A 25404-nucleotide genomic window follows, 5' to 3' on the forward strand; every position below is an offset into this window, starting at 1 on the left:
CATGAACGTTTTAGTAACTGGAGGTACAGGTTTCATTGGGAGATGGGTCGTTAAAAGATTGCTGCAAGATAACCATCAAGTATGGATACTCGATAATCTAGCAAATTCAAAAATTGCCAACATTGACGAGTTTTCAGGAATTTCAAACCTAAAAAAATTCATACTCGGAGATATTAAAGACGAACAACTTCTGGATCACATATTTCAAACTCATCAATTCGATATTTGTTACCATCTTGCGGCAAGCATTAATGTTCAAGACAGTATTGACGATCCTAAAACAACATTTGAAAATGATACAATCGGCACTTTCAACCTTCTAGAACAATGCCGTAAACATCATGTGAAGATGGTCTTTATGAGCACGTGCATGGTCTATGACCGCGCTTCTAATCCAAGTGGTATATCGGAAACAGATCCGATAAAACCCGCTTCTCCGTATGCAGGTGCAAAAATTGCTGCTGAAAATATGGTTCTTTCTTATTACTATGCCTATGACTTGCCCGTTGTAGTTGTTCGGCCGTTTAATACGTACGGACCTTTTCAAAAAACAGGCGGCGAAGGTGGGGTTGTAGCTATTTTTATCAACAATAAATTAGATGGAAAACCACTCAGTATTTACGGAAATGGAACACAAACAAGGGATTTACTTTATGTAGAAGATTGTGCAGAATTTGTTGTTATGGCTGGATATTCGAAAAAGGCAAACGGCCACATCATCAATGCGGGAACTGGGAGAGATATTCCGATTAATGAATTAGCACTGCTCATCTCGGGTAATCCTTCAACTATTCAACATGTCCAACATATTCATCCTCAAAGTGAGATTCAAAAGCTGTTATGCAACTATTTGAAAGCTAAGGACTTACTGAATTGGAAACCTAAAATAAGCCTTGAGGAAGGTATCAAAAAAACAGAAGAATGGATCAAATCAACTAAAAACAACATATAAGGAGTATTGAGGAGCATGAAGCATTGTTTAGCAATTCATGGAGGAATACCTATACGAGAGCACTATTTGCCATATGGGAAACAATTCATTGACGAAGATGATATTCAGGCAGTAATAAACGTTTTAAAAGGTGATTTTATTACAACGGGTCCAATGATAAAACATTTTGAAGAACAGGTAGCAACTTATGTGGGTGCGAAATATGCCGTTGCATTCTCAAGTGGAACGGCAGCCCTGCATGGAGCTTGTTTTGCTGCGGGGATATCCGATGGTGATGAAGTCATTACGACACCAATGACATTCGTGGCCAGTGCCAACTGTATCCTTTATCAAGGAGGAGTTCCGGTATTTGCGGATATTAAATGCGATACTTACAATATTGATCCTGAGTCAATAAAAGACAAGATTACAACTAAAACAAAGGCGATTATACCTGTTCATTTTACAGGACAGCCCGCTGAACTTGATAAAATTCTTAAGATTGCTCAAGAATACAACTTAATCATAATAGAAGATGCTGCCCATGCGTTAGGGGCTACGTATAAAAATAAAAAAATCGGTTCGATTGGCGATATGACCATGTTCAGCTTTCATCCCGTCAAACATATTACAACAGGCGAGGGTGGAATCATTACAACAAATGATGAAGAGTATTATCAAAAACTTCTCCAGTTCCGCACACATGGAATTACTCGTGATCTTGACAAATTAATTGATAATCACGGTCCTTGGTACTATGAAATGCAATTTCTTGGCTATAATTATCGGATGACAGATATCCAAGCAGCTCTTGGTCTATCCCAACTGCAAAAATTAGATTCTTTTATTTCCAAAAGGAAAAAGTATGTGGCGTTGTATCATGCGGAACTAAAAGAGTTGCCTGAAATTATTCTTCCAAAGCAATTAAATCATATTGATTCGAGTTGGCATTTATATGTAATTCGATTAAATTTACCGATGCTAAAAGTTAACAGAAAAGAAATCTTTCAAGCATTGCAGAAAGAAAATATCGGTGTCAATGTTCATTATATTCCGGTGCACACACAACCATTTTACAGACAAATGGGATATACGTTAGGAATTTGCCCTCATACAGAAAGGATATATGAAGAGCTAATCACATTGCCGTTGTATTCTGGGATGACCGAAAAGGATGCAAAGGATGTTATCAAAGCTGTAAAAAAAGTAGTGAACTATTACTCAAAACTTAAATAATTAAGGGGGAATAGTATGAAAGAAACAAAGAAAAATACTTCACTAAGATTTGTCGCCAATAAAGAAATAAAAGAAGGTGAAATCATCACAATTGAAAAAATCAGTTGTAAAAAATGTAAAAATGCTAAAGCTCTCATACCTCTAAAAGCAAAAGAGCTACTATCCCAGATTGCGAGAACGACGATACAGGCAAATGAACCTATAACATTAGAAGATATCGAAAAACCTAAAATTACCATAGCTGTCATCTGTCGACTGAAATCGACTCGCTTACCCAAAAAAGCACTGCTACCTATAAATGGGATTCCTTCAATTGAACGCTGCCTTTTAAATTGTCTGGCAATCCCTGAAGCCGACCAGGTGGTTTTAGCTACTTCCCATCTTCCTGAGGATGATCCGCTTGAAAAATTTACAATGGACGGAAGAGTAAAAATCGTAAGAGGCGATCCGGACAATGTTGCCGAACGGATGCTCCAAGCAGCCGAATTGACGAATGCGAATATTATTATTCGCATAACAGGAGATGACCCAGCTGTTTCACCTGAAATCACCAGCTATTTAATTCAACAACACTTAAAAAGCGGAGCAGATTTCACCCAAGCAAAAACAAGTCCAATGGGAGTTGCAAGTAATGTAATAACCGTCGAAGCGCTCCGTCGCCTTACGAACTATCCAAAACCATTAACCCATACTGAATACCTTTCTTTTTATTTTATCAATAATCCTTCGCTTTTCTCTATAAATAACGTTGAGTTGCCAACAGAATTTGACTATCCTTCCTGGCGTTTAACATTAGACGAACCCAAAGATTTAGAAATGTTTGAAGAACTATACAAAAATCTTAATGTGAAAAGGAAACCCTTATTCTTTCAACAATTAAAAGAATATATAGTTAATAATCCAAAAATTACTCAAATCAATAAAGATATATCTGTAAAGTGGATTGACCAAAAGTCATTAGTTGAGGAAATAAACCAGGCAACTTTACTTGAATCATAAATCTAGTGTGTAATTATAGGAGTCGTGAATATGACCAATTTTAAAAAAAATAATTATGTATCTAAATTAACATTAGGAACTGCCCAATTGGGGAATCATTACGGAATCGCAAATAAAACTGGAATGCCAACAAGGGAAAAAAGTTTGGAGATAATTGATTATGCAATTTGTCATGGAGTCGATTCGTTAGATACTGCATCAGGATATGGTGATTCTGAAGTATTAATCGGGGAGTATATAGAAAGCCAAAAGTTTGAAAACACTGAAAAAACACCTTCTGTCATTACTAAAATACCTTCTGTACATTCAAACAGTCTCCTAACTTTTGATGAACGCTATCAATTTATGGAGAAAACTATTTCAGATTCATTAGCTAGACTCAGACTTTCACAACTTGATAGTTGTTTGTTGCATGATCCCTTAGACATAATTGCTCATCATGGAGAAGTCGTTCAACATCTCATTAAATTCAAGAAAAATCACCTTGTAAAGAAAATCGGTGTGTCTGTTTACGAACCCAAAGAAATCGAGACTGTAATCGAATTGGATTGTTTTGATGTCATTCAAGTACCTATTAATATATTTGATCAACGTTTGATAAAAACAGGTTTATTAAAGAAATTATGTGCATCTAATATCGAAATATACGGAAGAAGTATCTATCTGCAAGGACTATTACTCATGTCCCCAAGTGAACTGCCAGATCATTTAAAAGATGCTAAAATACCTTTGAATAAATTAGAAATATTAGCCAAAGATTTACGATTAAGTGTAATGGAAATGGCAATGTTGTATATCAGAGATCTTCCAGAGATATTAAAAATAATTATTGGTTGCGAAACTATGGAGCAATTAAAACACAATCTTCAAATTATAAATTTACCGCCATTAACAGAAAGTATTGTGAATGAAATACAAGATGTCTTTCAAGATTTACCCAACAAAATAATTGATCCAAGAAAATGGAGTTAGATCATTTATGAATACAAATAATCTTTTTGACTTAACGGGAAAAGTAGTTGTTGTGACAGGAGGCGCAGGCTATTTAGGTCAAGCAATTTCAGAAGGGATAGCCGAGGCTGGTGCTACCGTTTACATTGTTAGTTCAAATGAGGAGAAATGTAAAGTACTCAGTGAAGAATTATCAAAAAAAAATAGAACAAAATGCAAGAGCGGTTATTTAAATATTCAAGATGAGCTGACAATACAGGACTGCTTTTCTAAAATCATAGAGGAAAATGGAAAAATTGATGTACTCATAAATAATGCTTCTTTCAGCGCTCTTGGGAATGCTGAATCTATGACAGAGTCTAATTGGCTAAAAGGTTTTGATGGCACAATTAATGGAGTTTTTCGATGTACAAAGGCCGTCTTACCAATCATGATTGACCAAAAAGGTGGGAGCATTATTAACGTATCTTCCATGTATGGAATTGTTTCCCCAAATCCAGAGATTTATGGAAATAGCGGTTTAAATAATCCGCCAAACTACGGAGCTGGAAAAGCGGCAATTAACCAATTCACTCGTTATGTGGCATGTCACTATGGAAAATATGGAATTAGGACAAATTCAGTTTCACCTGGACCGTTTCCTAATGAGGAGATTCAAAAAAACACATCGTTTATTGAACATTTAAAAAACAAAAATCCACTTGGACGAATCGGGAAACCAGAAGATTTAAAAGGAGTTATGGTTTTTTTGGCTTCCTCCGCTTCTAGCTATATTACCGGAGAAAACATTTGTATAGATGGTGGATGGACGGCTTGGTAGAGACCAATTATAGATAACCTATAAAGTAAGACATTATCGCAATAAGATTTCCTAATTTTAAAAATACTGTTATGTTTATAATCTTTCTCACTTGACGATGTACTACGTTTATCACAAAAAAAGACAGAAAAGTTTTATATTAACTACCATGTTGAACAAAACATTTAATAACAATTTATAAGGAGGGTAGAGTATCTTATGAATGTTTGTTTAAGAAAAATAGAAGAAAAAGATTTGGAAATGATTATGAATTGGCGGACGTTACCTGAAGTAACAAAATACATGTATACAGACCCTATACTTACTTTAGAAGATCAAATAAAATGGTACAAAAAAATCATGGCATCTGATGCGGAAAAATACTGGATTATAAGATTAGAAGATGGTACAGATGTAGGGGTACTAAGCCTTAATAATATTGATATAAAAAATAAGCATTGTTCGTGGGGATATTATATTGCTGATATAACTGCTAGAGGGAAAGGGCTAGGCAGAATTTTAGAATGTAATATATATGATTATGTATTTTTTAAAATGAATTTAAATAAATTATGGGGTGAAGTATTTGAATTCAACGAGAAAGTGATAAAAATACATGAAAGATTTGGTTCAAGAATTGAAGGGAAATTTAGAGAACATATACACAAGAATGGAGAATTTTACGATGTTGTACGTGTGGCAATTACTAAAAAGGAATGGAAAAAAATCAAATCTACTTATGAATATGATTTATTAAATATAATGGAATATTAGAGTACACAATTCTAGATATTTTATTACTCACCTTTAATATAAGTGGAATGACTAATAATACTAACAAATATAAATACAGGTATTTATATAATCTATTAATTTTATTTTAGGAATGGATATTATGAAAATAGTATTTCGAGTTGATTCTTCAAGGCAAATAGGTACGGGACATATCATACGCTGTTTAACTTTAGCTGGAGAATTAAAAAATTGTGGACATCAGGTAATTTTTATATCCAGAGAACTAGAGGGCCATATGTGTAACTTTATAAAAGATCAAGGATATACAGTGTATACGTTACCCAAGATGGTTCTGGTAAGAAATAATTGCGATACCACGCATGCCCAATGGCTTCAAACTAGTTGGGAAATAGATGCCCAGCAAACAATAGATATTATAAAAAGGAACTTAAACCATGTTGATTGGATAATTGTAGACCATTATGCTTTAGACAAAAAGTGGGAAGAAAAATTGAAAGAGTTCACACAATATATAATGGTTATAGATGATTTAGCAGATAGATCACATATATGTAATCTGCTATTAGATCAAAATTATTATAAAAATATGGAGCAAAGGTATAAAGGACTAATCCCAAACCATTGTATAAAACTTTTAGGTACCCGATATGCATTACTAAGACCAGAATTTCTAAAAGAACGGAAAAATTTGAGAAAAAGGGATAGCTTCCTTAAAACAATATTTATATTTTTTGGCGGGAGTGATTCCACCAATGAGACCTATAAAGCAATCAAGGCTCTAGAAAAAATTGATTGTAAACAACTTCGTATTGATGTAGTTGTTGGTCAATCAAATCCTCAAAAAGGGATTATACAGGATTTATGTAGAAAGCATTCGAATATGAACTTCCATTGCCAAATTAATTATATGTCTAGATTAATGAGCGAAGCAGACTTAGCCATATGTGCTGGGGGTTCAACGACTTGGGAGAGATATTGTTTAGGCTTACCTGCAATATTGGTTTCAGTAGCGCATAATCAGGTTGAAATATGTGAAACAGTAGGAAGTTTAGGTGTTGATTTTTATATCGGGAAATCAGAAGAAGTTCATGAGAAGGATATTAGTAATGCCATTGAGATTGTTAAGAGCGGAAACTTTGATTTAGAGAAATCCTCTAGAAAAGCACTAAAAATTGTGGACGGTTTTGGGAAAACACGTGTAGTATCAGAGGTTTTACAATATTAAATGTTAAGGGGGATATTATGAATATTCTGTTATTAGGATCTAACTGTAATAATATATACAGTTTTCTTAAATCATCTGGAAATCGTGTTGTTTTGTATGAGAATAGACTAGACATTCATTCACCTATTCTTATTAATATTGACTTTATTATCAGCTATGGATACAAATATATGATTCCTCCTTCCATTATTGAAAAATTTAATAACAAAATTATAAATTTGCATATATCTTATCTTCCTTGGAATAAGGGTGCTGATCCAAATTTATGGAGTTTTCTTGAAGATACACCTAAAGGGATTACAATTCATTATATAAATAACAGCTTAGATACGGGAGATATTATCGCTCAATTGGAAGTTCCCTACAAAGAAAATGATACATTAAAAACCTTCTACGATAGACTATGCCAAGAAATAGAACAACTTTTCATTGAAAATTGGAAATTCATTTGTTCTGGAAAAGTTATGAGGAAACCGCAACCTTCTGGCGGTAGTTATCATAGATTAAAAGATAAAAAAAAATATTTGCATTTACTTACTGATGGATGGAATACCTCAGTAAAAGATATAATCGGTAAAGCAAAAATGAATGGTTAAAAAGGAGAAGATAAAATGAATGAAATTGAAATTAATGGAAGAAAAATAAGTCGCAACCACCAACCATTTATCATTGCTGAAATGTCTGGAAACCATAATCAGTCATTAGAACGTGCATTAAAAATAGTTGAAGCTGCCGCAAAAGCTGGAGCACATGCTCTGAAAATTCAAACTTACACAGCTGATACTATGACGCTGGATATGGATAACAAAGAGTTTAAAATAGAAGATTCAGATAGCTTATGGAAAGGCAACACGCTTTATAAACTATATCAACAAGCATATACCCCTTGGGAATGGCATAAACCGATATTTGATCGATGTAATGAACTAGGGATGGTACCGTTTAGCACTCCGTTTGATGAAACAGCTGTTGATTTCTTAGAGTCCCTAAATGTCTCCTGTTATAAAATTGCTTCTTTTGAAAATACCGATATTCCTCTAATCCGTAAAGCTGCCTCTACTGGAAAACCACTCATTATATCTACAGGTATGGCTACAATTGCAGAATTAGATGAGACTGTCAAAGCCGCTAGAGAAGCAGGTTGCAAAGACCTTATTTTGTTGAAATGCACGAGCACGTACCCGGCCTCCCCAGAAAACACTAATATTTATACAATCCCTCATATGAGGGATTTATTCCAATGTGAAGTAGGTTTATCAGACCATACATTAGGAGTGGGAGTAGCGGTTTCCAGTGTCGCAATGGGAGCGACTGTAATTGAAAAGCATTTTACTTTATCCAGAGCCGACGGAGGAGTAGATTCCGTATTTTCACTGGAGCCAGAAGAACTGAAATCCCTTGTTATCGAAACAGAACGGGCATGGAAATCTCTAGGGAAGATTTATTACGGGCCGACTGATATGGAAAAAAACTCATTAAAGTTTCGACGGTCTTTATATGTGGCACAAGATATGAAAGCTGGAGATCTTTTCACATCAGAAAATATAAAAGCGGTTCGTCCGGGTTATGGTTTGGCTCCAAAATACCTTCCTATTTTACTAGGAAGAAAAGTAAAAAATGATATCACTAAGGGAACACCTGTGAGTTGGGATTTGATTTAATGAAAAAAGCTCCAAAAGATTGCGGACAATGTAATAAGTTAAGTCAAAATAAATAAAAAAAGACAACAATATCAAGATTTTATCGACTTGTCATATTTCTGTTATAAGCGACATCAAGCCGCAGCCAACGCCGTAATATAAAGAAGAGGAGCATACGTCTTTATGCTCCTCTCCTTTTTTCATTTATGCAAAAAGTTAAGAAACCTATTCTCTGGGTCCTCCATGTGTTCCCTGCATTGATTTTATTGACATTAATATCTTTTAATTTTCAATGAATCAATTGTATATACAGCTAAATCCCCTTCTTGATAAAAAGAACATACATTATGAAGTTTCTAGTAAATATTCTCTGAGCGCTTCCTCCCAATGTCTCATAGGAGAAAAACCATTCAGTTCCAAGCATAGGTGCTGTAGAACCGAATAGCGCGGCCGGTCTGCTTTCGCTCCGTATTCTTCTGTTTTCACAGGGATAGCCTTAACGTCAGCTCCCATTTCTTGAAAAATACGGCAAGCAAACTCAAACCAAGAACATTTCCCCTGATTTGACACATGATAGACCCCATACCGGTTCGTCTGTACAATCTCCTCGATTTTACAGACTAAATCTTTTGTATAAGTAGGACACCCAATTTGATCACCCACAATGCGCAGTTCCTTTTTCGTATCAGCCAACGTCTGCATTGTCCTTACAAAGTTTGGACCATGCCTACCATACAACCAAGAAGTCCTAACAATAAAGTATCGGCTATGAAAATTTCTTATCGCTTCTTCACCAGCAAACTTAGAAGCGCCATATACATTGAGAGGATTTGTTTGATCAAATTCGTGATAATCACATGCACGTTCTCCATCAAATACATAGTCCGTGCTAAAATATACGAGTTTCGCCCCTATTGCTTCAGAAGCAACCGCAATGTTCCTTGTCCCCACTGCATTCACAGCATATGCTTCTTTCCAATTTTCTTCAGCAGCATCTACCTGTGTGTAAGCAGCACAGTGAAGTACAAGATCTGGCTGTAGTTTTTTCATGATAAGAAAAAGTGACACGGCATCTGTAACATCGAGCTTCTTTCTTGTGAAACTATATAGCGTGTATCCCTTTTCTACAAAATACGCAACAAACTCCTTACCAAGCTGACCTCCTGCTCCTGTAACGAGTACTTTCACTTTATCTCACCTACTCTTCAATGGCTTCCACCATTGCTCATTCTTCATATACCAATCTATCGTATCCTCTAAGCCCTTCGTAAATAAATATACAGGTTTCCATCCTAACTCTCTTTGTAACTTAGACGAATCGATTGCGTACCGCCAATCATGACCAAGGCGGTCGGGAACAAATGATATCATACTCTTTGATTTTCCTAGCTTTTCTAAAATCATTTCCACAACCTCTATGTTTCTCTTTTCATTATTACCTCCAACATTGTATATTTCTCCATCTCTTCCATTATGCAGAACTAAATCAATTGCCGTACAATGATCGAATACATGAAGCCAATCCCGCACGTTTTGTCCCGTCCCGTATACAGGAAGTTCCTTATCTTCCATTGCATTTGTAATCATAAGCGGAATGAGTTTCTCTGGATATTGGTATGGACCGTAATTATTAGAGCAGCGTGTAACAATTACAGGAAGTTTGTACGTTTCAAAATAAGATAGCGCAATTAAATCCGAACTTGCTTTACTAGAAGAATAAGGGCTATTTGGTGAAACAGGACTCTCCTCTGTAAACCGCCCCGTCTCTCCAAGCGAGCCATACACTTCATCCGTTGAAATATGAAGGAATCGCTGAATCTCACACATTCTCGCTGCTTCTAATAGTACAGCTGTTCCTACTATATTTGTCGTATAAAACTCCATAGGACCTTGTATACTTCTGTCTACGTGCGATTCCGCTGCAAAATGTACAATACTATCAATTTTATAATCTTTCATTACAGAGTGAATTTTCTTTACATCTCTTATATCCCCTTGTATAAATGTATAGTTGCTGAAAGATTCAATATCCTTAATACTAGATAAATTTCCAGAGTATGTTAACAAATCATAATTGATAACATAGGAACTCGGATACTTGTTAATATAATAACGGACAAAGTTACTACCAATAAAACCTGCTCCTCCTGTAACTAGTACATTCATGTCAATGTCTCCTTAAATTGAAAGTAATGAGTTGTTTCTGTAAATTTAGGTAACCTGCCATCCTTTTCTGATAAAATCGGGTCACTTACGGGCCATGAAATAGCAAATTCTTCATCATCCCATGCTATTCCACTATCACATGATGCTTCGTAAAATTCATCTACTTTATAATGTACAATTGTGTGAGGAACGAGTGTGCAAAAGCCATGTGCAAATCCTTTTGGTACAAGTAACAGCCGATGATTATCACCTGTCAACAAAAATGATTGCCATTTCTTATAAGTTGGAGACCCTTTCCTCAAATCCACAATAACATCAAAAATCGCACCTTGTATGACCTGTATGAGCTTTGTTTGGGCTCTTGGCTCCAGTTGAAAATGCAGTCCTCTTATCACACCCGCTTCCTTTGAATACGATGTATTATCCTGTACAAATTTGTGGTGGATGCCAAAGTGTTGCAACACCTTTTCATTATAGCTTTCTTTAAAATATCCGCGCGCATCATGAAATACACTTGGCTCAATTAACTTAACATCAGAAAGTGATACAGGAATCGTCTTCAAACCTTCCCTCCCCCTCCATTAAACTCATCACCAAAATCCACATGCTGAGCTAATTTGTTTGCTTTATGTAGTGACAGATGCGTTCCAGCATCCGTCCACCACCCCTGCAACGTATCGTAGGTGAGAACTCCTCTTACTAAATATTCATTATTAATATCGGTTACTTCCAATTCTCCTCGTTGAGAAGGTTTGAGCTTACTAATCATAGAAAACACACTGCTATCATACATATAAATTCCAGTTACAGCATAGTTGCTCTTTGGAAAGACTGGTTTTTCGTCAATGCATACAATCTTCCCCTCTTGAATATGAGGAACACCAAAACGCTGCGGTTCATCTACTTCTTTTAATAAAATTTTTGCTCCTTCCCCTTGCTTTCTGTAATTTTCTATATATGGTTTCAAGTTGTCAGAAAAAACATTATCACCTAAAATGACAATCATTTTCCCGTTTCCCACAAACGTCTCACATAATCCAAGTGCTTCAGCAATCCCTCCAGCTTTCTCCTGTACACGATATGTGAAAGACACCCCAAATTCAGCTCCACTGCCAAGAAAACTGACTACATCACCCATATGTTCTTTCCCGGTAATGATAATAATATCTGTAATACCGCATTCCCGAAGCTTATATACAGAGTGATAAATCATTGGATAGCGACCGACAGGAAGCAAATGTTTATTTGTGACCTTTGTAATAGGGTACAATCGAGATCCAGTTCCACCGGCAAGGATAATTCCTTTCATTTTATCCCTCCCCTTTCAAAGCATTTTTATTTTGATTTATACACTACAACATTCAATTTCCAGGCATTACATCCTGTAAACTCTCTGCATACCCTATATATGTGCATAATGCTTTTCTATATTCCTCTTTCTCTAATTCCTTGCTTTAAAGTAATTTACTTTCTGTTAAAAAACTACTAAACAACAGGAATTTATACACTCTCTTATTTACCATCTGAAATATTAATACTCTTACACTTAAGTTCTTGCTATCTATGGTTTTGTTAAGGAAAGTATATACTCTTGTATAAATACCTTTCTTACAAGCGTTATATTTGAAAACAGAAGATATAGAAGGAGTTTTTTCATCATCATGTTATTCAAAAAAATAATTCCCTACTAAGCTTTGGAATACTTATTAAAAAAACTGTCTCATCAGCTATGAGACACCCCCAATAATTACATTTATTCTACTTTACATTCCATAAGTGTTTCTTCATTCTCTAAGACAGTTTTAAAAATCCCGCTGTTTCCTTTTGGAAATAAAACTCCTAATTTTTATTAACTCTATGTTTATAAAATAAGTTTGTATGCAAATTTAAGGCATATAAAAAGCACCTCTTATACTGAAGAGATGCTTTTACAGTTATTTTCCATTCAATTATTACCCTAAAATATGATACCCAGAATCCACATGAATGTTCTCACCAGTAACTCCGCTCGCTAAATCACTGAATAAGAATAACGCTGTGTTTCCAACTTCTTCTTGTGTTACGTTACGACGAAGTGGTGCACGTTCTTCAATTTGTTTTAGGATGCTGTTGAAGTCGCCAACACCTTTTGCTGATAGCGTACGGATTGGTCCTGCTGATACAGAGTTTACGCGAATGTTGTGCTGTCCTAGGTCGTTTGCTAAGTATCTTACGCTTGCGTCTAGTGATGCTTTTGCAACACCCATTACGTTGTAGTTCGACACAACGCGCTCGCCGCCAAGGTATGTTAATGTTACGATGCTTCCGCCTTCAGTCATTAACGGTTTTGCTGCTTTTGCTACAGCTGTTAATGAGAATGAGCTAATGTTTTGTGCAAGTAAGAATCCGTCGCGAGATGTATCAACGAATTCACCTTTTAAGTCATCACGGTTTGCGAATGCGATGCAGTGTGCTAGTCCGTGAACAACACCTACTTCTTCTTTAATGGATTGGAAGCAACGAGCGATATCTTCATCGTTTGTTACATCACATGGTAAAACAAGTGATTGTTGCCCTTCTAATGATTCAGCTAAATCACGTACGTTTTTTTCTAAACGTTCACCTGCATAAGTGAAGATTAAGTTTGCTCCTGCCTCATGTAATGAACGAGCAATTCCCCAAGCGATGCTTCGTTGGTTCGCAACGCCCATGACAATAATGTTTTTTCCTTTTAAGTTGAGAAGATTCATTTATTTATCCCCCTAAATTTATTAAATAACATCAGTTATTAGTACCTGGTAATATATTTATATCATATCACAAATTTCAAAGAAGGCAAAATAAAATTATTATTATGGCTGGTTCTTTATTTCTCTCTTGTTCTTCCCTTTTCCTGCTATTTATGAAAGCCCAATATTTATTTCCTATATTATTAAAGGTACTTGCTGGATAAATAGGGGCTATGAAGAATAAAGGAGAACCGCTCTCGTTTTCTCTCTTTGTTTTCACATAGCATGGGATCTGACCGCTTCTGCGCATAGCCGTAATCCTCTCTCCCATCCAAAAAGAATGGTTTTTTATCGGTTTTTCAGTTTATATTTATATAATCTAACATCCCACATCTAAATTCAAAACAACATATTTGCAAACAGCCCAAAATCCGCTAATATGGTAATAGCGTCTTTTTTTCATTTCATAAAGAGTAATAGAAAGGACTACGTACGGTGAAAGATAAGAATTCCCAATATCGAATAGATTACATATTAATCCTGATTGTACTCGCAATTGCAACTGTTAGTTGTTTTGCCATTGCAAGTGCGCAGCCATCTTTACCACCAGCTCTGCAAAAAGTAAACTTTGTAGCAAAACAAATTCAATGGTATGTCATTGGGACCGTCGCAATTGTTGCGATTATGGTTATTGATTTTGACCGATATAAGCAAATCGCTTGGTATTTGTACGGATTTGCGATGATTTTACTCATTGGACTTGAATTAAAAATCCCTGGAGCAGTAACAATTAAAGGGGCTACTGCTTGGTATAGTGTGCCAGGCCTTGGTAACTTCCAGCCTTCCGAGATTATGAAATTATTTTTAATCATTGTTATTGGCCGCATTATCGTCAATCATAATGAAAAATATCCGTTTCGCTCTCCACGCGAGGATTTAATTTTACTCGGTAAAATATTCGCTGCGAGTTTACCACCGCTGCTTTTAATTGCGAAAGAACCTGATTTAGGAAATACAATGGTTATTTCAGCAATGATTGCAGCAATGATTTTAGTTTCAGGTGTACGCTGGCGCTTTATTTTCGGTTTAGCTACCATTGTTATCGCGGCTGCTTCTACGCTAACGTATATTTATTTTGAACATACAGCATTCTTTAAGGAACATATTTTAAAAGAATATCAATTAGATCGTTTCTATGGCTGGCTAGCGCCTTATGAATACGAAACGCAAGGATATCAGTTAAGGCAAGCTGTTTTAGCAACCGGCTCAGGTGAACTACACGGAAAAGGCTGGGAGAATGGCCAAGTATACTTCCCAGAACCGCATACCGATTTTATTTTTACAAACATTGCCGAGCAATTCGGATTTTTAGGAGCAAGTGTTGTTATTTCACTGTTCTTCTTATTAATTTATCGTATGATTCATATCGCTTTAGAAAGTAACGATCCATTCGGTAGTTACTTATGTGCAGGGACGATCGGAATGTTTACATTCCAAGTATTCCAAAATATCGGGATGACGATTGGATTACTTCCAATTACCGGAATTACGCTTCCACTCATGAGTTATGGTGGTAGTTCCTTGCTGACATATATGATCGCAATTGGCTTTATACTGAATGTACGATCGCGAACAAAAACATTTATGTTTGACTAAACCATATCCACTTGGGTATGGTTTTTTCTATATCCACTTTAGGTATACTAAGAAAAAACTCGAGATGGGGGTCATAGAATGAAATACGACATTATCGGGGATATTCACGGCTGTTTAGAAGAGTTTCAAACGTTAACAGAGCAGCTCGGCTATCATTGGAAAAGTGGACTTCCAGTTCATCCAGAGGGACGACAGCTCGCTTTCGTCGGTGACATTACAGATCGCGGTCCAGCCTCCCTTCGAATGATTGAAATTGTGTGGGAGCTTGTTATGAATAAAAAAGTAGCTTATTATGCTCCTGGCAATCATTGTAATAAGTTGTACCGATTTTTCATTGGGCGTAATGTAACAATCGCACATGGACTAGAAACGACCGTCGCTGAATATGAAGCATTGCAGACTCGTGAACAGAAAATAATACAGAAAAAATTTATTGATCTTTACGAACAGTCACCACTCTATCACGTGCTTGATAATAAAAAGCTCATCGTTTGTCACGCTGGTATTCGTCAAGATTATATCGGCAGAAGTGATAAGAAAGTCCAGACTTTCGTATTATATGGTGATATTACAGGTGAAAAGCATCCCGACGGCTCTCCCGTTCGCCGTGATTGGGCTAAGCATTATGAAGGGAAGGCGTGGATTGTATACGGACATACCCCTGTCGCAGAACCTCGTTTTGTCAATCATACGGTAAATATTGATACAGGGGCTGTATTTGGCGGGAAACTAACAGGACTGCGCTATCCAGAAATGGAGACAATTTCAGTCCCTTCTTCGATGCCGTTTGTACCTGAGAAATTTCGTCCAATTACATAATAAATAAAGCTGCCCTCATATGAACTGCACCCCAATTGTTAGACACAGTCTAACAATTGGAGGTACAGTTTTTATATGGCTAAATTTTCTTCAAAAGGAAAAATACGAGCGGTGAGACGATATTTAGAGGGTACTGAAGGTGGAAAAGCAATTGCTAAATCTATAGGTGTGGATCCCAGTATACTCTATCAGTGGATTAGACGACATGAATCTTTAGGTGAGAAGGCTTTTAAAAAATGCTATACATCCTACCCAACAGATTATAAACTAGATGTACTTCATTAAAGAAGAAATTGATAAAGTCTTGCCGTGGTCAACGGATTTACCGTCTAGTTACAGAGTGCCGAAAAAAAGTGAAGCAAACAAAAAATAACTCCAAAATCAACTTTTATTGTAGATTTTGGAGTTACTTTACGTTTACTCTATGTTTGTTTCTAAAGTTAAATCTGTATAGGAATTATCCTCACCTATATTTAAGATTACTTCACATTGACGTAATCTCAATTCAAAGAGCGTTATAGCATCATGATAAACTTCAGGATTTGATTTCATTTTATGCAGTGTATCTTGTTTTTCTTGTATTTCTAAATGAGTGTTTTCTACAGCTTGTTTCAACGCGCCAAATGGATTTCTAAAGAATATATTAATATCCCGCTCTAGTGCGTTTTCAAATAGCTCAAATTGCAAGAAAAATTTGTTCATAATAGAAGCCGTTACATCGGTATAATCTTCATTTTCTAAATACTGTTTGTATTTGTTATATAGCATAGCTTTATTTTTAGGAAGAACTCCAAATAATTTACCGGCACTTTTCAGTAAAAATTGTGCTGGTGTAAATCGGCGTAAGATATTTACTTCTTCCATTTGTATTCTAGTTGTCATTCTATCAGTATCTCTGCGCCAGTCATCAAGCACTTTAAAGTCACATTCTAACTGTATTCGATTTTCTCCACATAAAGAATTAAGTCCTTCACTGATTTCTTCTAAGTACGATTGACTTTGAAGGAACTCGTTATTAGAAGTTGCAATCCAATTTTGCATAGAGCGAGCAAGATCAGGTAACACAGTTTGTTCTAGATATTTTTGAACTCTTTCGTTCATCGCTGTATTTAGTTCAATATCAATGTGCCCAAAATCGCTTTCTTCACTAATTAAATCAGAACAACTCTGCAATAGTTTCGGAATATGTTCTGTAAGATCATTAGTAATTTCGTTTTTCATTGTACGATATGATTCTGTAATGAAATGAATTTTTTCCTTCTCAAAAGCAGTAAGGTTATTAATACAACCATTTAGTTTAACTAACATATCTTCATTCCAATTAATAGAATCCACTAGGTTGTTTTCCATCTTAACGCGTTTATCCAAAAGATATGTAATTGTTTTTCGAATGAAAAACAATAGCTTTTCAGTACGTTCTGCATCGATATTTTTATGGTTAAAGTTAAAATGAATAAACTCAGTTAAATCGTTTAGTTGTTGACTATTTGTATATAACGAAGAGTAAGGGAAAATTCTCGCATGCGGGAAATATGCATTTATTCTCGCTTGCGTATCATGTATAACTCTTTTTGCTTCTGCTTCACTGTAAATGTTATCGACTTTATTTAATAAGAAATGAATTTGTAGATTTGGTGTATGTTCTTGAATACTTAATAGAATGTCACGTTCTTTGTCAGTAAAAGGTGAATCCGCATTCAATACGAATAATAATTCGTCTACAGAATTTAAATATTCGAATGTCTCATCTCTAGTGTCGTTGTTCCTATTAAAGCTAGGTGTAACAACAAATGTAAGTTTATTTTTACTTAAAAATCTGCATGGTAATTTAAATTCAACACATGCTCTATCTCTATATGTTTGGCGGTGCAAGGACATCATGTTATGAAAATCAGAGAAATTCTCAGTTGTTGTAATTGCTGAATCTGTTATAGCGTTAATTTCTGTATGAGCGTCATTTTTAAAGACAACTACATTTGAGATTGAGTTTTCTAATATATTTTCTCCTAGTATAGAGTTAATAAATGAAGCTTTTCCGTTTCCTGAAGTTCCAGTTACTAAAAGGCGATTTGTTCTTACATCTGCAAGCTCGCCAACTAACCATTTAAATCGATGACCAATTTCTAAATCATGTTTTTGTGCCCACTGTGTAATGGATTCAAAAAGATGTAAACTATACTCTAAGCCATTCACATGATTAACAGAATATGACAGTAGGTTTTCCGCATGTTTTATATTTGCTGAATCTATTTTGGAAGGGAAAATCTCATCCCATGCCAATACTGCTGCAGATGGAATTACAGAATGCGACGGATTGGCTACCTTTAACCAATTTGTTAAAAAATTTGGAATGATATCGTGTAATTGTCTTAGCATATATTGACCTTGAATTAATTCAAAGTACGTTTCTTCGTAAAGAGAAGAAATTTTGTCCCATATATCGGACGAATGTATTTCGATATGTAAGAAAAATTCATTTATTGTTTTAAGCCATAATAAGTAATTTTGTTCATTTTTATAGCTATGCCAAAGTGATGAAACAATTTGCGTAAATTGTACTTGATCTACATTATTTAATGTAACTAATACTTCATAAAAATAATCTGGTGAAATATTTTTAGTAAATCCTTTATCGATATATTCTTTTAAAACCTCAAACCATAGAAAAGATTCTGTTCGAATTAACTCATTCACAGCAAGCTCTACTGCACTGTCAAAATCTTGCTGTTCTTCATAAAAGGAACGTGCAATTGGTGTGACGTTTGGATAATCGGGATTTAAAGAAACCGCTTCTTTAATAACAGCGAAAGCTGAATCTAGATTATTTTGCTCGATGTAAAGAGACAGTAATTGCAGTGCAATTTCGGTCATAAGTATTTTGTTATCAGTAGTAATCGAGGTATAAACATTTTCAGCAACTGATAATTGGTTAAGTTCGAAGTAAGCATCCGCAATATTTTTTTGTGCCCATGGTGCTAATTCATTACTGACTTTCTCCCATTTAAAAATAGCTGTTTCAAAATCTTGATGGTGATAATAAAATTCACCTTGTGCAAAACGAATGTAAGATCCATCGGAAATCTCATTTTTTTGTTCGTTTAAATATGCTTCTCCAAGTACTTGAAGAGGTGGATGTGCTTCATTCTCCATTAGGAATGTTTCATAATATATCTTTTTTATTAATTGTTTTTCTAATCTCATTTTTTCCCCCACTACATCTTGAAAAAGTATATTTTTCTCCATGTGTCAACACTTTTTTGTATTTATGCTTTTTTATTTTAACAAAGAATTTCTTTTGGAAAATTTCACTTTTCTTTCATTTTTTAAGTAAGATTGAATTTTAATGAGAAAAGTTTCAGTTTTTTTTCAATTTCCTTTCAGTTGTGAAACAACATTAGATGTTCCTAATAACTTAATTCGAATATAATATTCCACATTAAGTTGCAACATTCCATGTAGAGTTCGTTATCAAAACTATGTATAGTGAATCTGTATGCCATGTTTGCTTCGTTGATGGATAGGGTACAATGTGGAATAACGATAACTTTTATTTTTGCATGGATAAACGAAATACGACATTATTACACAAAAAAGTGCAAATGTATCATCATAACATTTGCACTTTTTGCAATTACCCCTATCTTTATTATCATTGTAAAATGTCTAATCCCCTTGATTCCTCACAAAACGTGGCATTACACAGAGTATGTCCCATAAAGGGAACTGTTACGATAACGCAGTAATTGAAAATTTCTTTGGTATCATGAAATCAGAATTTCTATATCGGAAAGAGTTTGAAAGTATACAACACTTTAAGCGAGAACTAGCAAAGTACATTGAATATATAATCATAAAAGAATTAAGACAAAACTAAAGGGCATGGACCCGGTACAATACCGGGCCCATGCCCAAGAAACTGTCTAATGAAATAACCTGTCTAACTTTATGGGGTCACTTCAATACTGAAGGCAGCTTATTTCAATATTTCTTTCATATCTTCTGGCACATCCGCATGAAAGGTCATCTGTTTTTCTAAAATGGGATGATAAAACGTTAAACTCGTACTATGAAGCGCTTGCCGCTTCATCTGCGACGTACTACCTCCATACAAGTCATCTCCTAACAGCGGATGTCCTAAATATGCCATATGTACACGAATTTGATGCGTTCTTCCTGTTTCTAATTGCAGTGAAACTCGCGTCTTATCAGGAAATCTCTCGATCACTTGAAAATGCGTCACTGCTTTTTGACCGTCTTCACATACAATTCGTTCAATAATGCTATCTTCTTTTCTTCCAATCGGCGCATCAATCGTTCCGGACTCTTCTATCAATTCTCCATGAACAATTGCTTCATATGTTCGTTTCACTTGCTTTTCTTGATGCTGTTTTGATAAAAGGTGGTGAATGAAACGGTTTTTCGCAATAAGCATAAGCCCCGACGTATCACGATCCAGTCTCGTTACAATATGCACTGTACTCGCAAGATTCTGTCTATCATAATGATAAAGAAGCGCATTCGCAACACTTCCGGCCGGATGTTCCCTTGATGGAATAGTTGACATGTGTGGTTCTTTATTGATTACCAGTACAGATTCATCCTCATACAGGACAGTTAGCGGAATATTTTCAGCCAGCATCCCTTCACTTCTCTCCTCAACCGGAAAGAATACTTGCAATTCTTCCCGATCCTGTAATACGTGCCGTACCGTCGCATGCTTACCATCAACTTCAATTGCTCCGCCATGAAACTTTATATCTGTCAAAGCAGCTTTAGAAATTCCCTTCGTTTTTAAAAACTCCCGAATGAGCATTCCCTTCTCTGCTTCTGTCATACACCATTTTAATGTAAATCTTCTCACATGCATAAACCCTCTCTATTCATCCGCAACAAACGAATCACGAACACGTTTCCAAAACGGGAACGGACGAAAACGAACGAATCTCACCTTCTCGTTTGCGACGCGGTATTGAATTGACTTTACATCTTGATGAACCATCGTTAAATGATCGATCGTAATTTGTAAATTCATTCGTTTCGCCGGCTTTAAAACACATGTATGATGCTTTGGTAAAACGAGCGGTGAACCGACTGTACGAAACACGCGGTTATTAATCGAAGCCATTTCCGCAATTTGAATCGCTTCAATAGAAGGGTGAATAATCGCTCCGCCTAGTGCCTTATTATAAGCTGTACTTCCAGAAGGAGTAGAAATACATAGACCATCTCCGCGAAATGTTTCAAAATATTCTCCGCGAATTTCTACCTCCGTTACTAATGTACCTTCTGCACTTTTTACTGTTGCTTCATTCATCGCTAAATACTGTGATTCTTTGCTACCATTCACATAACGAATAATAACTTCTAAAAGTGGATATTCCACTACTTGAAACGGCGTTTTAGCAATCGCAATAACCAGTTTTTCTACCTCATTTGGTAACCAATCTGCATAAAAACCTAAATGCCCCGTATGTACACCAACAAAAGCTGTCTCATCTAATCGATTATAGTAACGATGAAACGCGTATAAGAGCGTCCCATCTCCCCCAACAGAAATTACAATATCAGGTTCCGTTTCATCCATTATAAATCCAAAGTCCTGCAAGTAATCTGTCATTGTACTTGCAAGTGCGTCTGATGATTGATCTCCCTTTGACATAATTGCAAATTTCATCGCTCAACACCCTTTAGTTTATGATTCGGATTCTTTCGCTTCTTGTTTGCGCGAAAAAACCTTTTGTGCTTCTTGAATTTCAAGACGAATCGAAGACATTTCTTCATCTAATAAAAATGCTGCTTCTGCCGCACGCTGAAGGCGCACTTTAATATCTTCTGGAAAACGCCCACTATATTTGTAATTTAAAGAATGCTCAATTGTTGCCCAAAAATTCATTGCTAACGTTCGAATTTGAATTTCAACTAATACTTTTTTCTCTCCACAAATCGTTTGAACAGGATAACTAATTACAACGTGGTACGAACGATAACCACTTTCTTTCTTTTGCGTCACATAATCTCGTTCTTCCACAATTTCAAAGTCATTCCGTTTTCGAAGATATTCGACAACAGGCTTAATCTCATCCACAAATTGACACATCATCCGAAGACCAGCAATGTCCTGCATTTCTTCTCCGAGCCGATCAAGCGGTACATTTCGCTTTTCCGCCTTATCAATAATACTTGCAACCGACTTTACTCGTCCTGTTACAAATTCAATCGGAGAGTGTTCAGTTAACATTGTAAACTGAGCACGCATTCCTTTTAATTTCACTTTTAGCTCTGCCACCGCTTGGTGGTACGGCGCTAAAAATTCTTCCCAATTACGATTCACTTCAACCACCACCAAAATCAATCCATTTGCTTATAGAAATACCTTTTCTACAGCCGTTACAAGTTCTTCTCCGTAATTTGCATTACCTTCAATATTTTCAATTAAATATTCCACTTCTTCTTTCAATTGTTCTAACTCAATTTCAGTATTATTTACGCGAACGAACATTACTTTATCATTCTTCATTGCACTGTGCATTGCTTCCCAGCATGTATGCGGAATGCTTACATAAATAAAAGCTGATTCGTTTTCTAAAATATATAAAAATGATAAATGATCTGAGTCTACAAGTACGTGATTGCGTGCTTTTAACTCCTCCACTTGTATTTCAGTATTTTCCGCACAAAAAATAAGAGCATTTTCTCTTTCTTCTACGCTCTTAACTTGGATTTTATTTTGCATGCTCTAACTCCTCCATATCGACTTCCTGTCTTACTTAACACTATTATTGTATCATAACATAGACGCAAACAAATAAAACATTGAACCAAATTTGTGAAAAAGCGATAATGTCTACAGAATTACTTTTAAGAAGGAGCCTATACAATGACACAAGAAATTGAAATTGAATTTAAAAATATGGTTACACAAGAAGAGTTCCAAGCATTATGTAATGCGTTTTCCATTCAATCATTTACAAAACAGGTGAATCATTATTTTGAAACGCCTCATTTTTCTTTAAAAGCAACAGGCTCTGCTCTTCGTATTCGTCATAAAGACGGAGCTTATACATTAACTTTAAAACAACCTGCTGAAATCGGGTTACTAGAAACGCATCAACCTTTAACAGAAGAAGAAGCACAGCTAATGATGGAAACAAATCAGCTCATTACAGGTCCCGTAGCAGATCAACTACATACACTGCAAATCCCTGTTTCTACTTTAGCTTATATGGGAAGCTTAACAACAGAGCGAGCAGAAACTACATTTGAAGGCGGCACACTTGTATTTGATCATAGTTTCTATTACAATCACGATGATTATGAACTTGAATATGAAGTGCAAGATGAGATAGCAGGCAAAGCTGCTTTCCTCAATTTATTGAACAAATATCATATACCTGTTCGCCATACAAAAAATAAAGTACAACGTTTTTTTCTTGCAAAACAAAACAAAGCACGCTAAAGTGAAACTTTCATTAGTAGGTGCTTTTCCTACTGATGGTTAGCCCTCACCAATCGAGATCTTACGGTCAGTCCTTCCTTACTTCTTTGTTTTTTCTTCTTTGAAGAGGAAGGTTACTAACCGTTAGTAGCGAGGTAAAGTGAAACTTCCATTAGTAGAAGTTTTTTCTCACTGGTAGTTAGCCCTCATCAATTGGGCACTTATACTTAGTTTTATCTTAAGGTAAAAAATGAGCAAAAGATTGCACGAGAGCTGTTTAGTTGCTCTTCGTGACAATCCATTGCTACAATAGATATACATTTGATGGAAAAAGGAGTTTATACAGGATGAACAAGCAACCGATGACACCATTTGAAGCAATTGGCGGTGAACAAGTCATTGCAACATTAGTCGATACGTTTTATTCCTATGTCAGTAAACACCCTGACTTATCTCCCATCTTCCCAGACGATTTGACAGAAACAGCCAGGAAACAGAAGCAATTTCTAACACAGTATTTAGGTGGACCAAACTTGTATACAGAGGAACATGGTCACCCTATGCTAAGAGCACGCCATCTCCCTTTTGAGATTACACCAAAGCGAGCAAAAGCCTGGTTAGCATGTATGGAGCAAGCAATGGAAGATACGGGAGTACACGGGCAGATTAGAGAATTTGTTTTTGAACGTTTAAGATTAACTGCGCAGCATATGGTCAACACTCCAAACGAAACAGGTGAAGCGTAATGGATAAACAGGAAGCAAAGCATATGCGCATTCCTTCTCTTTCCAAGTGCGAACATAAATCTGTAGAAGCCTATTTGTTTATTGATCCGCTTTGCACGGATTGCTGGGAAATCGAACCAGTTATGATTAAATTATGGCTCGAATATGGAAAATATTTTTCGATTCGACACATATTAACCGGCAAAGTGGATGGGGCAATCGCCTCCCCACACAAATGGAATAAACCTGCTAATATTCGATTTGTGTGGGAAAAAACAACAAGTTTACACGGCTTTTCATGCGATGGAAAAGTGCATATGCAAGATGCCTCATCTACACCGTATTTAGTTTCTATTGCAATTAAAGCAGCTGAGTTACAAGGCCGAAAAGCAGGTTCGAAATTTTTGCGGAAACTCCAAGAATACATTTTTCTTGAAAATGTATCAAAACCAGATTTGGAATTACTATTTGCATGCGCAAAGCAAAGTGGCATTGATGTAGAAGAGTTTAAAAAAGATTTGCATTCGATTAGTGCAAAAAAAGCATTCCAATGCGATTTAAAATTCACAAATGAAATGCACATTACCGAAATTCCTTCCCTTGTATTCTTTCATGCAAATTCAGATGAGGAAGGTATTAAGATTGCAGGAATTTATTCGTATGAAGTGTACGTACAACTCTTAAAAGAAATTGTAAAATGTGACATTGAGCCAGCACCTTTACCACCGCTCGAGCTCCTACTAGAAACAGTCCAGTTTATATCATCAAGAGAAATTGCATTTATCTATGACTGCTCGGGGCAAGAAATAGAACGAGAGCTTAAAAAATTGTTATTAAAAAGAAAAGTACGAATGGTTGAAGTGAAATGTGAGCGCTATTGGAAATGGATTGCAAAGGAAAAAGACCTGGTGTAAACACCAGGTCTTTTTCTTTACGGCTTATAAAAATATTAAAGGGGATGGGAGAAATTTTCACGTTCAAACAAAGGGGTATATGTTTGTATGTGAATTCGTTCACGTCTATTATATTACAAGATTCGACGTCAGATGACAACCCTTTTTGTCGAATTTCACATTTTCGTCACATTCTAAACGTTTTCATAAGTGAATAAGCTATAAAAAGAAGCTTTTCAGGAGGGATTTTATGAAAAAGACACATATTTTCTTTCTATTTTTTTGTATTTGTATTTCTTTTTTTCTGTACATTCTTTCCCTGTTACAAGCATTTCCAAAGATTATTGCCTTGCCGCTTTTATTCGCAATCATTGTAATTAGCCTCTCGTATTTCAATCATAGAAAGCGGTTTAAAGGTTTTTAAAACAAAAAAGGCGAGAGTTTTCACTCTCGCCTTTCCTCTTT

24 protein-coding genes and 2 pseudogenes are annotated in these 25404 nt (G+C 35.7%); 16 read left to right on the top strand and 10 right to left on the bottom strand.

The window, feature by feature from the left end; genetic code table 11:
• Position 1 precedes the first annotated feature (1 nt).
• The 9 genes from Y7E_RS0118780 (at position 2) to pseI (ending at position 8558) form a co-directional block, all read left to right on the top strand.
• Positions 2-952, top strand: a complete 951-nt coding sequence (locus Y7E_RS0118780; protein ID WP_017152805.1) for a dTDP-glucose 4,6-dehydratase — start codon at positions 2-4, stop codon at positions 950-952.
• 15 nt (positions 953-967) lie between these two features.
• Positions 968-2167: a UDP-4-amino-4,6-dideoxy-N-acetyl-beta-L-altrosamine transaminase gene (pseC, locus tag Y7E_RS0118785; protein ID WP_017152806.1), complete on the top strand. Its 1200-nt coding sequence runs from the start codon at positions 968-970 to the stop codon at positions 2165-2167.
• A gap of 15 nt (positions 2168-2182) precedes the next feature.
• The gene (locus tag Y7E_RS0118790; RefSeq protein WP_017152807.1) at positions 2183-3166 is read left to right on the top strand and encodes a cytidylyltransferase domain-containing protein; all 984 of its coding nucleotides are present in this window, start codon (positions 2183-2185) and stop codon (positions 3164-3166) included.
• A gap of 30 nt (positions 3167-3196) precedes the next feature.
• Positions 3197-4138 (top strand): aldo/keto reductase, encoded by a 942-nt coding sequence (locus tag Y7E_RS0118795; protein ID WP_017152808.1) that lies wholly within the window; start codon positions 3197-3199, stop codon positions 4136-4138.
• A 7-nt stretch (positions 4139-4145) separates the two neighbouring features.
• The gene (locus Y7E_RS0118800; protein WP_017152809.1) at positions 4146-4937 is read left to right on the top strand and encodes an SDR family NAD(P)-dependent oxidoreductase; all 792 of its coding nucleotides are present in this window, start codon (positions 4146-4148) and stop codon (positions 4935-4937) included.
• 198 nt (positions 4938-5135) lie between these two features.
• Positions 5136-5690 carry a UDP-4-amino-4,6-dideoxy-N-acetyl-beta-L-altrosamine N-acetyltransferase gene (gene pseH, locus Y7E_RS0118805; protein WP_017152810.1) on the top strand — a complete coding sequence of 185 codons (555 nt, stop codon included), beginning with the start codon at positions 5136-5138 and terminating at the stop codon, positions 5688-5690.
• Positions 5691-5811: 121 nt separating this feature from the next.
• A complete protein-coding gene (pseG, locus tag Y7E_RS0118810) occupies positions 5812-6897 on the top strand; it encodes a UDP-2,4-diacetamido-2,4,6-trideoxy-beta-L-altropyranose hydrolase (protein ID WP_017152811.1) in 1086 nt (361 codons plus the stop codon).
• A 17-nt stretch (positions 6898-6914) separates the two neighbouring features.
• The gene (locus Y7E_RS0118815) at positions 6915-7493 is read left to right on the top strand and encodes a formyl transferase (protein ID WP_017152812.1); all 579 of its coding nucleotides are present in this window, start codon (positions 6915-6917) and stop codon (positions 7491-7493) included.
• A gap of 15 nt (positions 7494-7508) precedes the next feature.
• The gene (gene pseI, locus Y7E_RS0118820; RefSeq protein WP_017152813.1) at positions 7509-8558 is read left to right on the top strand and encodes a pseudaminic acid synthase; all 1050 of its coding nucleotides are present in this window, start codon (positions 7509-7511) and stop codon (positions 8556-8558) included.
• A 324-nt stretch (positions 8559-8882) separates the two neighbouring features.
• On the opposite strand, the gene rfbD is transcribed toward pseI, so the two are convergent.
• The 5 genes from rfbD to fabI form a co-directional block, all read right to left on the bottom strand.
• The gene (gene rfbD / locus Y7E_RS0118825; protein WP_017152814.1) at positions 8883-9725 is read right to left on the bottom strand and encodes a dTDP-4-dehydrorhamnose reductase; all 843 of its coding nucleotides are present in this window, start codon (positions 9723-9725) and stop codon (positions 8883-8885) included.
• 6 nt (positions 9726-9731) lie between these two features.
• Positions 9732-10703, bottom strand: coding sequence for a dTDP-glucose 4,6-dehydratase (rfbB, locus tag Y7E_RS0118830; RefSeq protein WP_017152815.1), 972 nt, complete (start codon positions 10701-10703; stop codon positions 9732-9734).
• Positions 10700-11266: a dTDP-4-dehydrorhamnose 3,5-epimerase gene (gene rfbC, locus Y7E_RS0118835; RefSeq protein WP_017152816.1), complete on the bottom strand. Its 567-nt coding sequence runs from the start codon at positions 11264-11266 to the stop codon at positions 10700-10702. Before rfbC ends, rfbB begins: the two co-directional genes overlap by 4 nt.
• Entirely contained in the window at positions 11263-12012 is a 750-nt protein-coding gene (locus Y7E_RS0118840) for a sugar phosphate nucleotidyltransferase (RefSeq protein WP_017152817.1), read from the bottom strand. The genes rfbC and Y7E_RS0118840 overlap by 4 nt, the downstream gene beginning before the upstream one ends.
• 643 nt (positions 12013-12655) lie before the next feature.
• Positions 12656-13432, bottom strand: a complete 777-nt coding sequence (gene fabI / locus Y7E_RS0118845) for an enoyl-ACP reductase FabI (protein WP_017152818.1) — start codon at positions 13430-13432, stop codon at positions 12656-12658.
• Positions 13433-13906: 474 nt separating this feature from the next.
• Between fabI and Y7E_RS0118855 the strand changes: the two genes are divergently transcribed.
• The 3 genes and pseudogenes from Y7E_RS0118855 to Y7E_RS0118865 all read left to right on the top strand — a co-directional run.
• The gene (locus Y7E_RS0118855; RefSeq protein ID WP_017152820.1) at positions 13907-15067 is read left to right on the top strand and encodes an FtsW/RodA/SpoVE family cell cycle protein; all 1161 of its coding nucleotides are present in this window, start codon (positions 13907-13909) and stop codon (positions 15065-15067) included.
• A gap of 78 nt (positions 15068-15145) precedes the next feature.
• A complete protein-coding gene (gene prpE, locus Y7E_RS0118860; protein ID WP_017152821.1) occupies positions 15146-15886 on the top strand; it encodes a bis(5'-nucleosyl)-tetraphosphatase PrpE in 741 nt (246 codons plus the stop codon).
• 75 nt (positions 15887-15961) lie between these two features.
• A pseudogene (locus tag Y7E_RS0118865) lies at positions 15962-16168 on the top strand (transposase); the annotation flags it as partial.
• A 135-nt stretch (positions 16169-16303) separates the two neighbouring features.
• Here Y7E_RS0118865 and Y7E_RS0118870 read toward each other — a convergent pair.
• Entirely contained in the window at positions 16304-19087 is a 2784-nt protein-coding gene (locus Y7E_RS0118870; protein ID WP_026049266.1) for a dynamin family protein, read from the bottom strand.
• Positions 19088-19565: 478 nt separating this feature from the next.
• On the opposite strand from Y7E_RS0118870, the pseudogene Y7E_RS31930 reads away from it, so the two are divergent.
• Positions 19566-19810: pseudogene (locus tag Y7E_RS31930) on the top strand (transposase); the annotation flags it as partial.
• 49 nt (positions 19811-19859) lie between these two features.
• Here the strand turns inward: Y7E_RS31930 and Y7E_RS0118875 are convergent.
• Genes Y7E_RS0118875 through Y7E_RS0118890 form a run of 4 tightly spaced genes read right to left on the bottom strand, consistent with a single transcriptional unit; the run spans position 19860 to position 22619 of the window.
• Positions 19860-20753, bottom strand: a complete 894-nt coding sequence (locus Y7E_RS0118875) for an RluA family pseudouridine synthase (protein WP_017152824.1) — start codon at positions 20751-20753, stop codon at positions 19860-19862.
• 9 nt (positions 20754-20762) lie between these two features.
• The gene (locus Y7E_RS0118880) at positions 20763-21560 is read right to left on the bottom strand and encodes an NAD kinase (RefSeq protein ID WP_017152825.1); all 798 of its coding nucleotides are present in this window, start codon (positions 21558-21560) and stop codon (positions 20763-20765) included.
• Between the two features lie 18 nt (positions 21561-21578).
• A complete protein-coding gene (gene yjbM, locus Y7E_RS0118885; RefSeq protein ID WP_017152826.1) occupies positions 21579-22217 on the bottom strand; it encodes a GTP diphosphokinase in 639 nt (212 codons plus the stop codon).
• A 30-nt stretch (positions 22218-22247) separates the two neighbouring features.
• Positions 22248-22619, bottom strand: a complete 372-nt coding sequence (locus Y7E_RS0118890) for a UPF0738 family protein (RefSeq protein WP_017152827.1) — start codon at positions 22617-22619, stop codon at positions 22248-22250.
• A 144-nt stretch (positions 22620-22763) separates the two neighbouring features.
• Between Y7E_RS0118890 and Y7E_RS0118895 the strand changes: the two genes are divergently transcribed.
• From Y7E_RS0118895 to Y7E_RS0118905, 3 genes are all read left to right on the top strand, one after another.
• The gene (locus Y7E_RS0118895; RefSeq protein ID WP_017152828.1) at positions 22764-23342 is read left to right on the top strand and encodes a CYTH domain-containing protein; all 579 of its coding nucleotides are present in this window, start codon (positions 22764-22766) and stop codon (positions 23340-23342) included.
• Between the two features lie 326 nt (positions 23343-23668).
• Positions 23669-24067 carry a globin domain-containing protein gene (locus Y7E_RS0118900; protein ID WP_017152829.1) on the top strand — a complete coding sequence of 133 codons (399 nt, stop codon included), beginning with the start codon at positions 23669-23671 and terminating at the stop codon, positions 24065-24067.
• Positions 24067-24960, top strand: a complete 894-nt coding sequence (locus tag Y7E_RS0118905) for a ClpXP adapter SpxH family protein (protein WP_017152830.1) — start codon at positions 24067-24069, stop codon at positions 24958-24960. The genes Y7E_RS0118900 and Y7E_RS0118905 overlap by 1 nt, the downstream gene beginning before the upstream one ends.
• Positions 24961-25404 lie beyond the last annotated feature (444 nt).

The sequence above is a fragment of the Bacillus bingmayongensis genome, assembly GCF_000299035.1.
GTDB classification, from domain to species: Bacteria; Bacillota; Bacilli; order Bacillales; family Bacillaceae_G; genus Bacillus_A; species Bacillus_A bingmayongensis.

Excerpts from the sequence above, each read along its gene's own strand:
- pseC (WP_017152806.1), top strand. The coding sequence starts at position 968 with ATGAAGCATTGTTTAGCAATTCATGGAGGAATACCTATACGAGAGCAC.
- Y7E_RS0118840 (WP_017152817.1), bottom strand. The coding sequence starts at position 12,012 with ATGAAAGGAATTATCCTTGCCGGTGGAACTGGATCTCGATTGTACCCT.
- Y7E_RS0118815 (WP_017152812.1), top strand. The coding sequence starts at position 6,915 with ATGAATATTCTGTTATTAGGATCTAACTGTAATAATATATACAGTTTT.
- Y7E_RS0118780 (WP_017152805.1), top strand. The coding sequence starts at position 2 with ATGAACGTTTTAGTAACTGGAGGTACAGGTTTCATTGGGAGATGGGTC.
- pseG (WP_017152811.1), top strand. The coding sequence starts at position 5,812 with ATGAAAATAGTATTTCGAGTTGATTCTTCAAGGCAAATAGGTACGGGA.
- Y7E_RS0118795 (WP_017152808.1), top strand. The coding sequence starts at position 3,197 with ATGACCAATTTTAAAAAAAATAATTATGTATCTAAATTAACATTAGGA.
- Y7E_RS0118895 (WP_017152828.1), top strand. The coding sequence starts at position 22,764 with ATGACACAAGAAATTGAAATTGAATTTAAAAATATGGTTACACAAGAA.
- Y7E_RS0118800 (WP_017152809.1), top strand. The coding sequence starts at position 4,146 with ATGAATACAAATAATCTTTTTGACTTAACGGGAAAAGTAGTTGTTGTG.
- fabI (WP_017152818.1), bottom strand. The coding sequence starts at position 13,432 with ATGAATCTTCTCAACTTAAAAGGAAAAAACATTATTGTCATGGGCGTT.
- rfbB (WP_017152815.1), bottom strand. The coding sequence starts at position 10,703 with ATGAATGTACTAGTTACAGGAGGAGCAGGTTTTATTGGTAGTAACTTT.
- Y7E_RS0118900 (WP_017152829.1), top strand. The coding sequence starts at position 23,669 with ATGAACAAGCAACCGATGACACCATTTGAAGCAATTGGCGGTGAACAA.
- pseH (WP_017152810.1), top strand. The coding sequence starts at position 5,136 with ATGAATGTTTGTTTAAGAAAAATAGAAGAAAAAGATTTGGAAATGATT.
- Y7E_RS0118875 (WP_017152824.1), bottom strand. The coding sequence starts at position 20,753 with ATGCATGTGAGAAGATTTACATTAAAATGGTGTATGACAGAAGCAGAG.
- Y7E_RS0118870 (WP_026049266.1), bottom strand. The coding sequence starts at position 19,087 with ATGAGATTAGAAAAACAATTAATAAAAAAGATATATTATGAAACATTC.
- Y7E_RS0118890 (WP_017152827.1), bottom strand. The coding sequence starts at position 22,619 with ATGCAAAATAAAATCCAAGTTAAGAGCGTAGAAGAAAGAGAAAATGCT.
- pseI (WP_017152813.1), top strand. The coding sequence starts at position 7,509 with ATGAATGAAATTGAAATTAATGGAAGAAAAATAAGTCGCAACCACCAA.
- Y7E_RS0118790 (WP_017152807.1), top strand. The coding sequence starts at position 2,183 with ATGAAAGAAACAAAGAAAAATACTTCACTAAGATTTGTCGCCAATAAA.
- Y7E_RS0118905 (WP_017152830.1), top strand. The coding sequence starts at position 24,067 with ATGGATAAACAGGAAGCAAAGCATATGCGCATTCCTTCTCTTTCCAAG.
- Y7E_RS0118880 (WP_017152825.1), bottom strand. The coding sequence starts at position 21,560 with ATGAAATTTGCAATTATGTCAAAGGGAGATCAATCATCAGACGCACTT.
- prpE (WP_017152821.1), top strand. The coding sequence starts at position 15,146 with ATGAAATACGACATTATCGGGGATATTCACGGCTGTTTAGAAGAGTTT.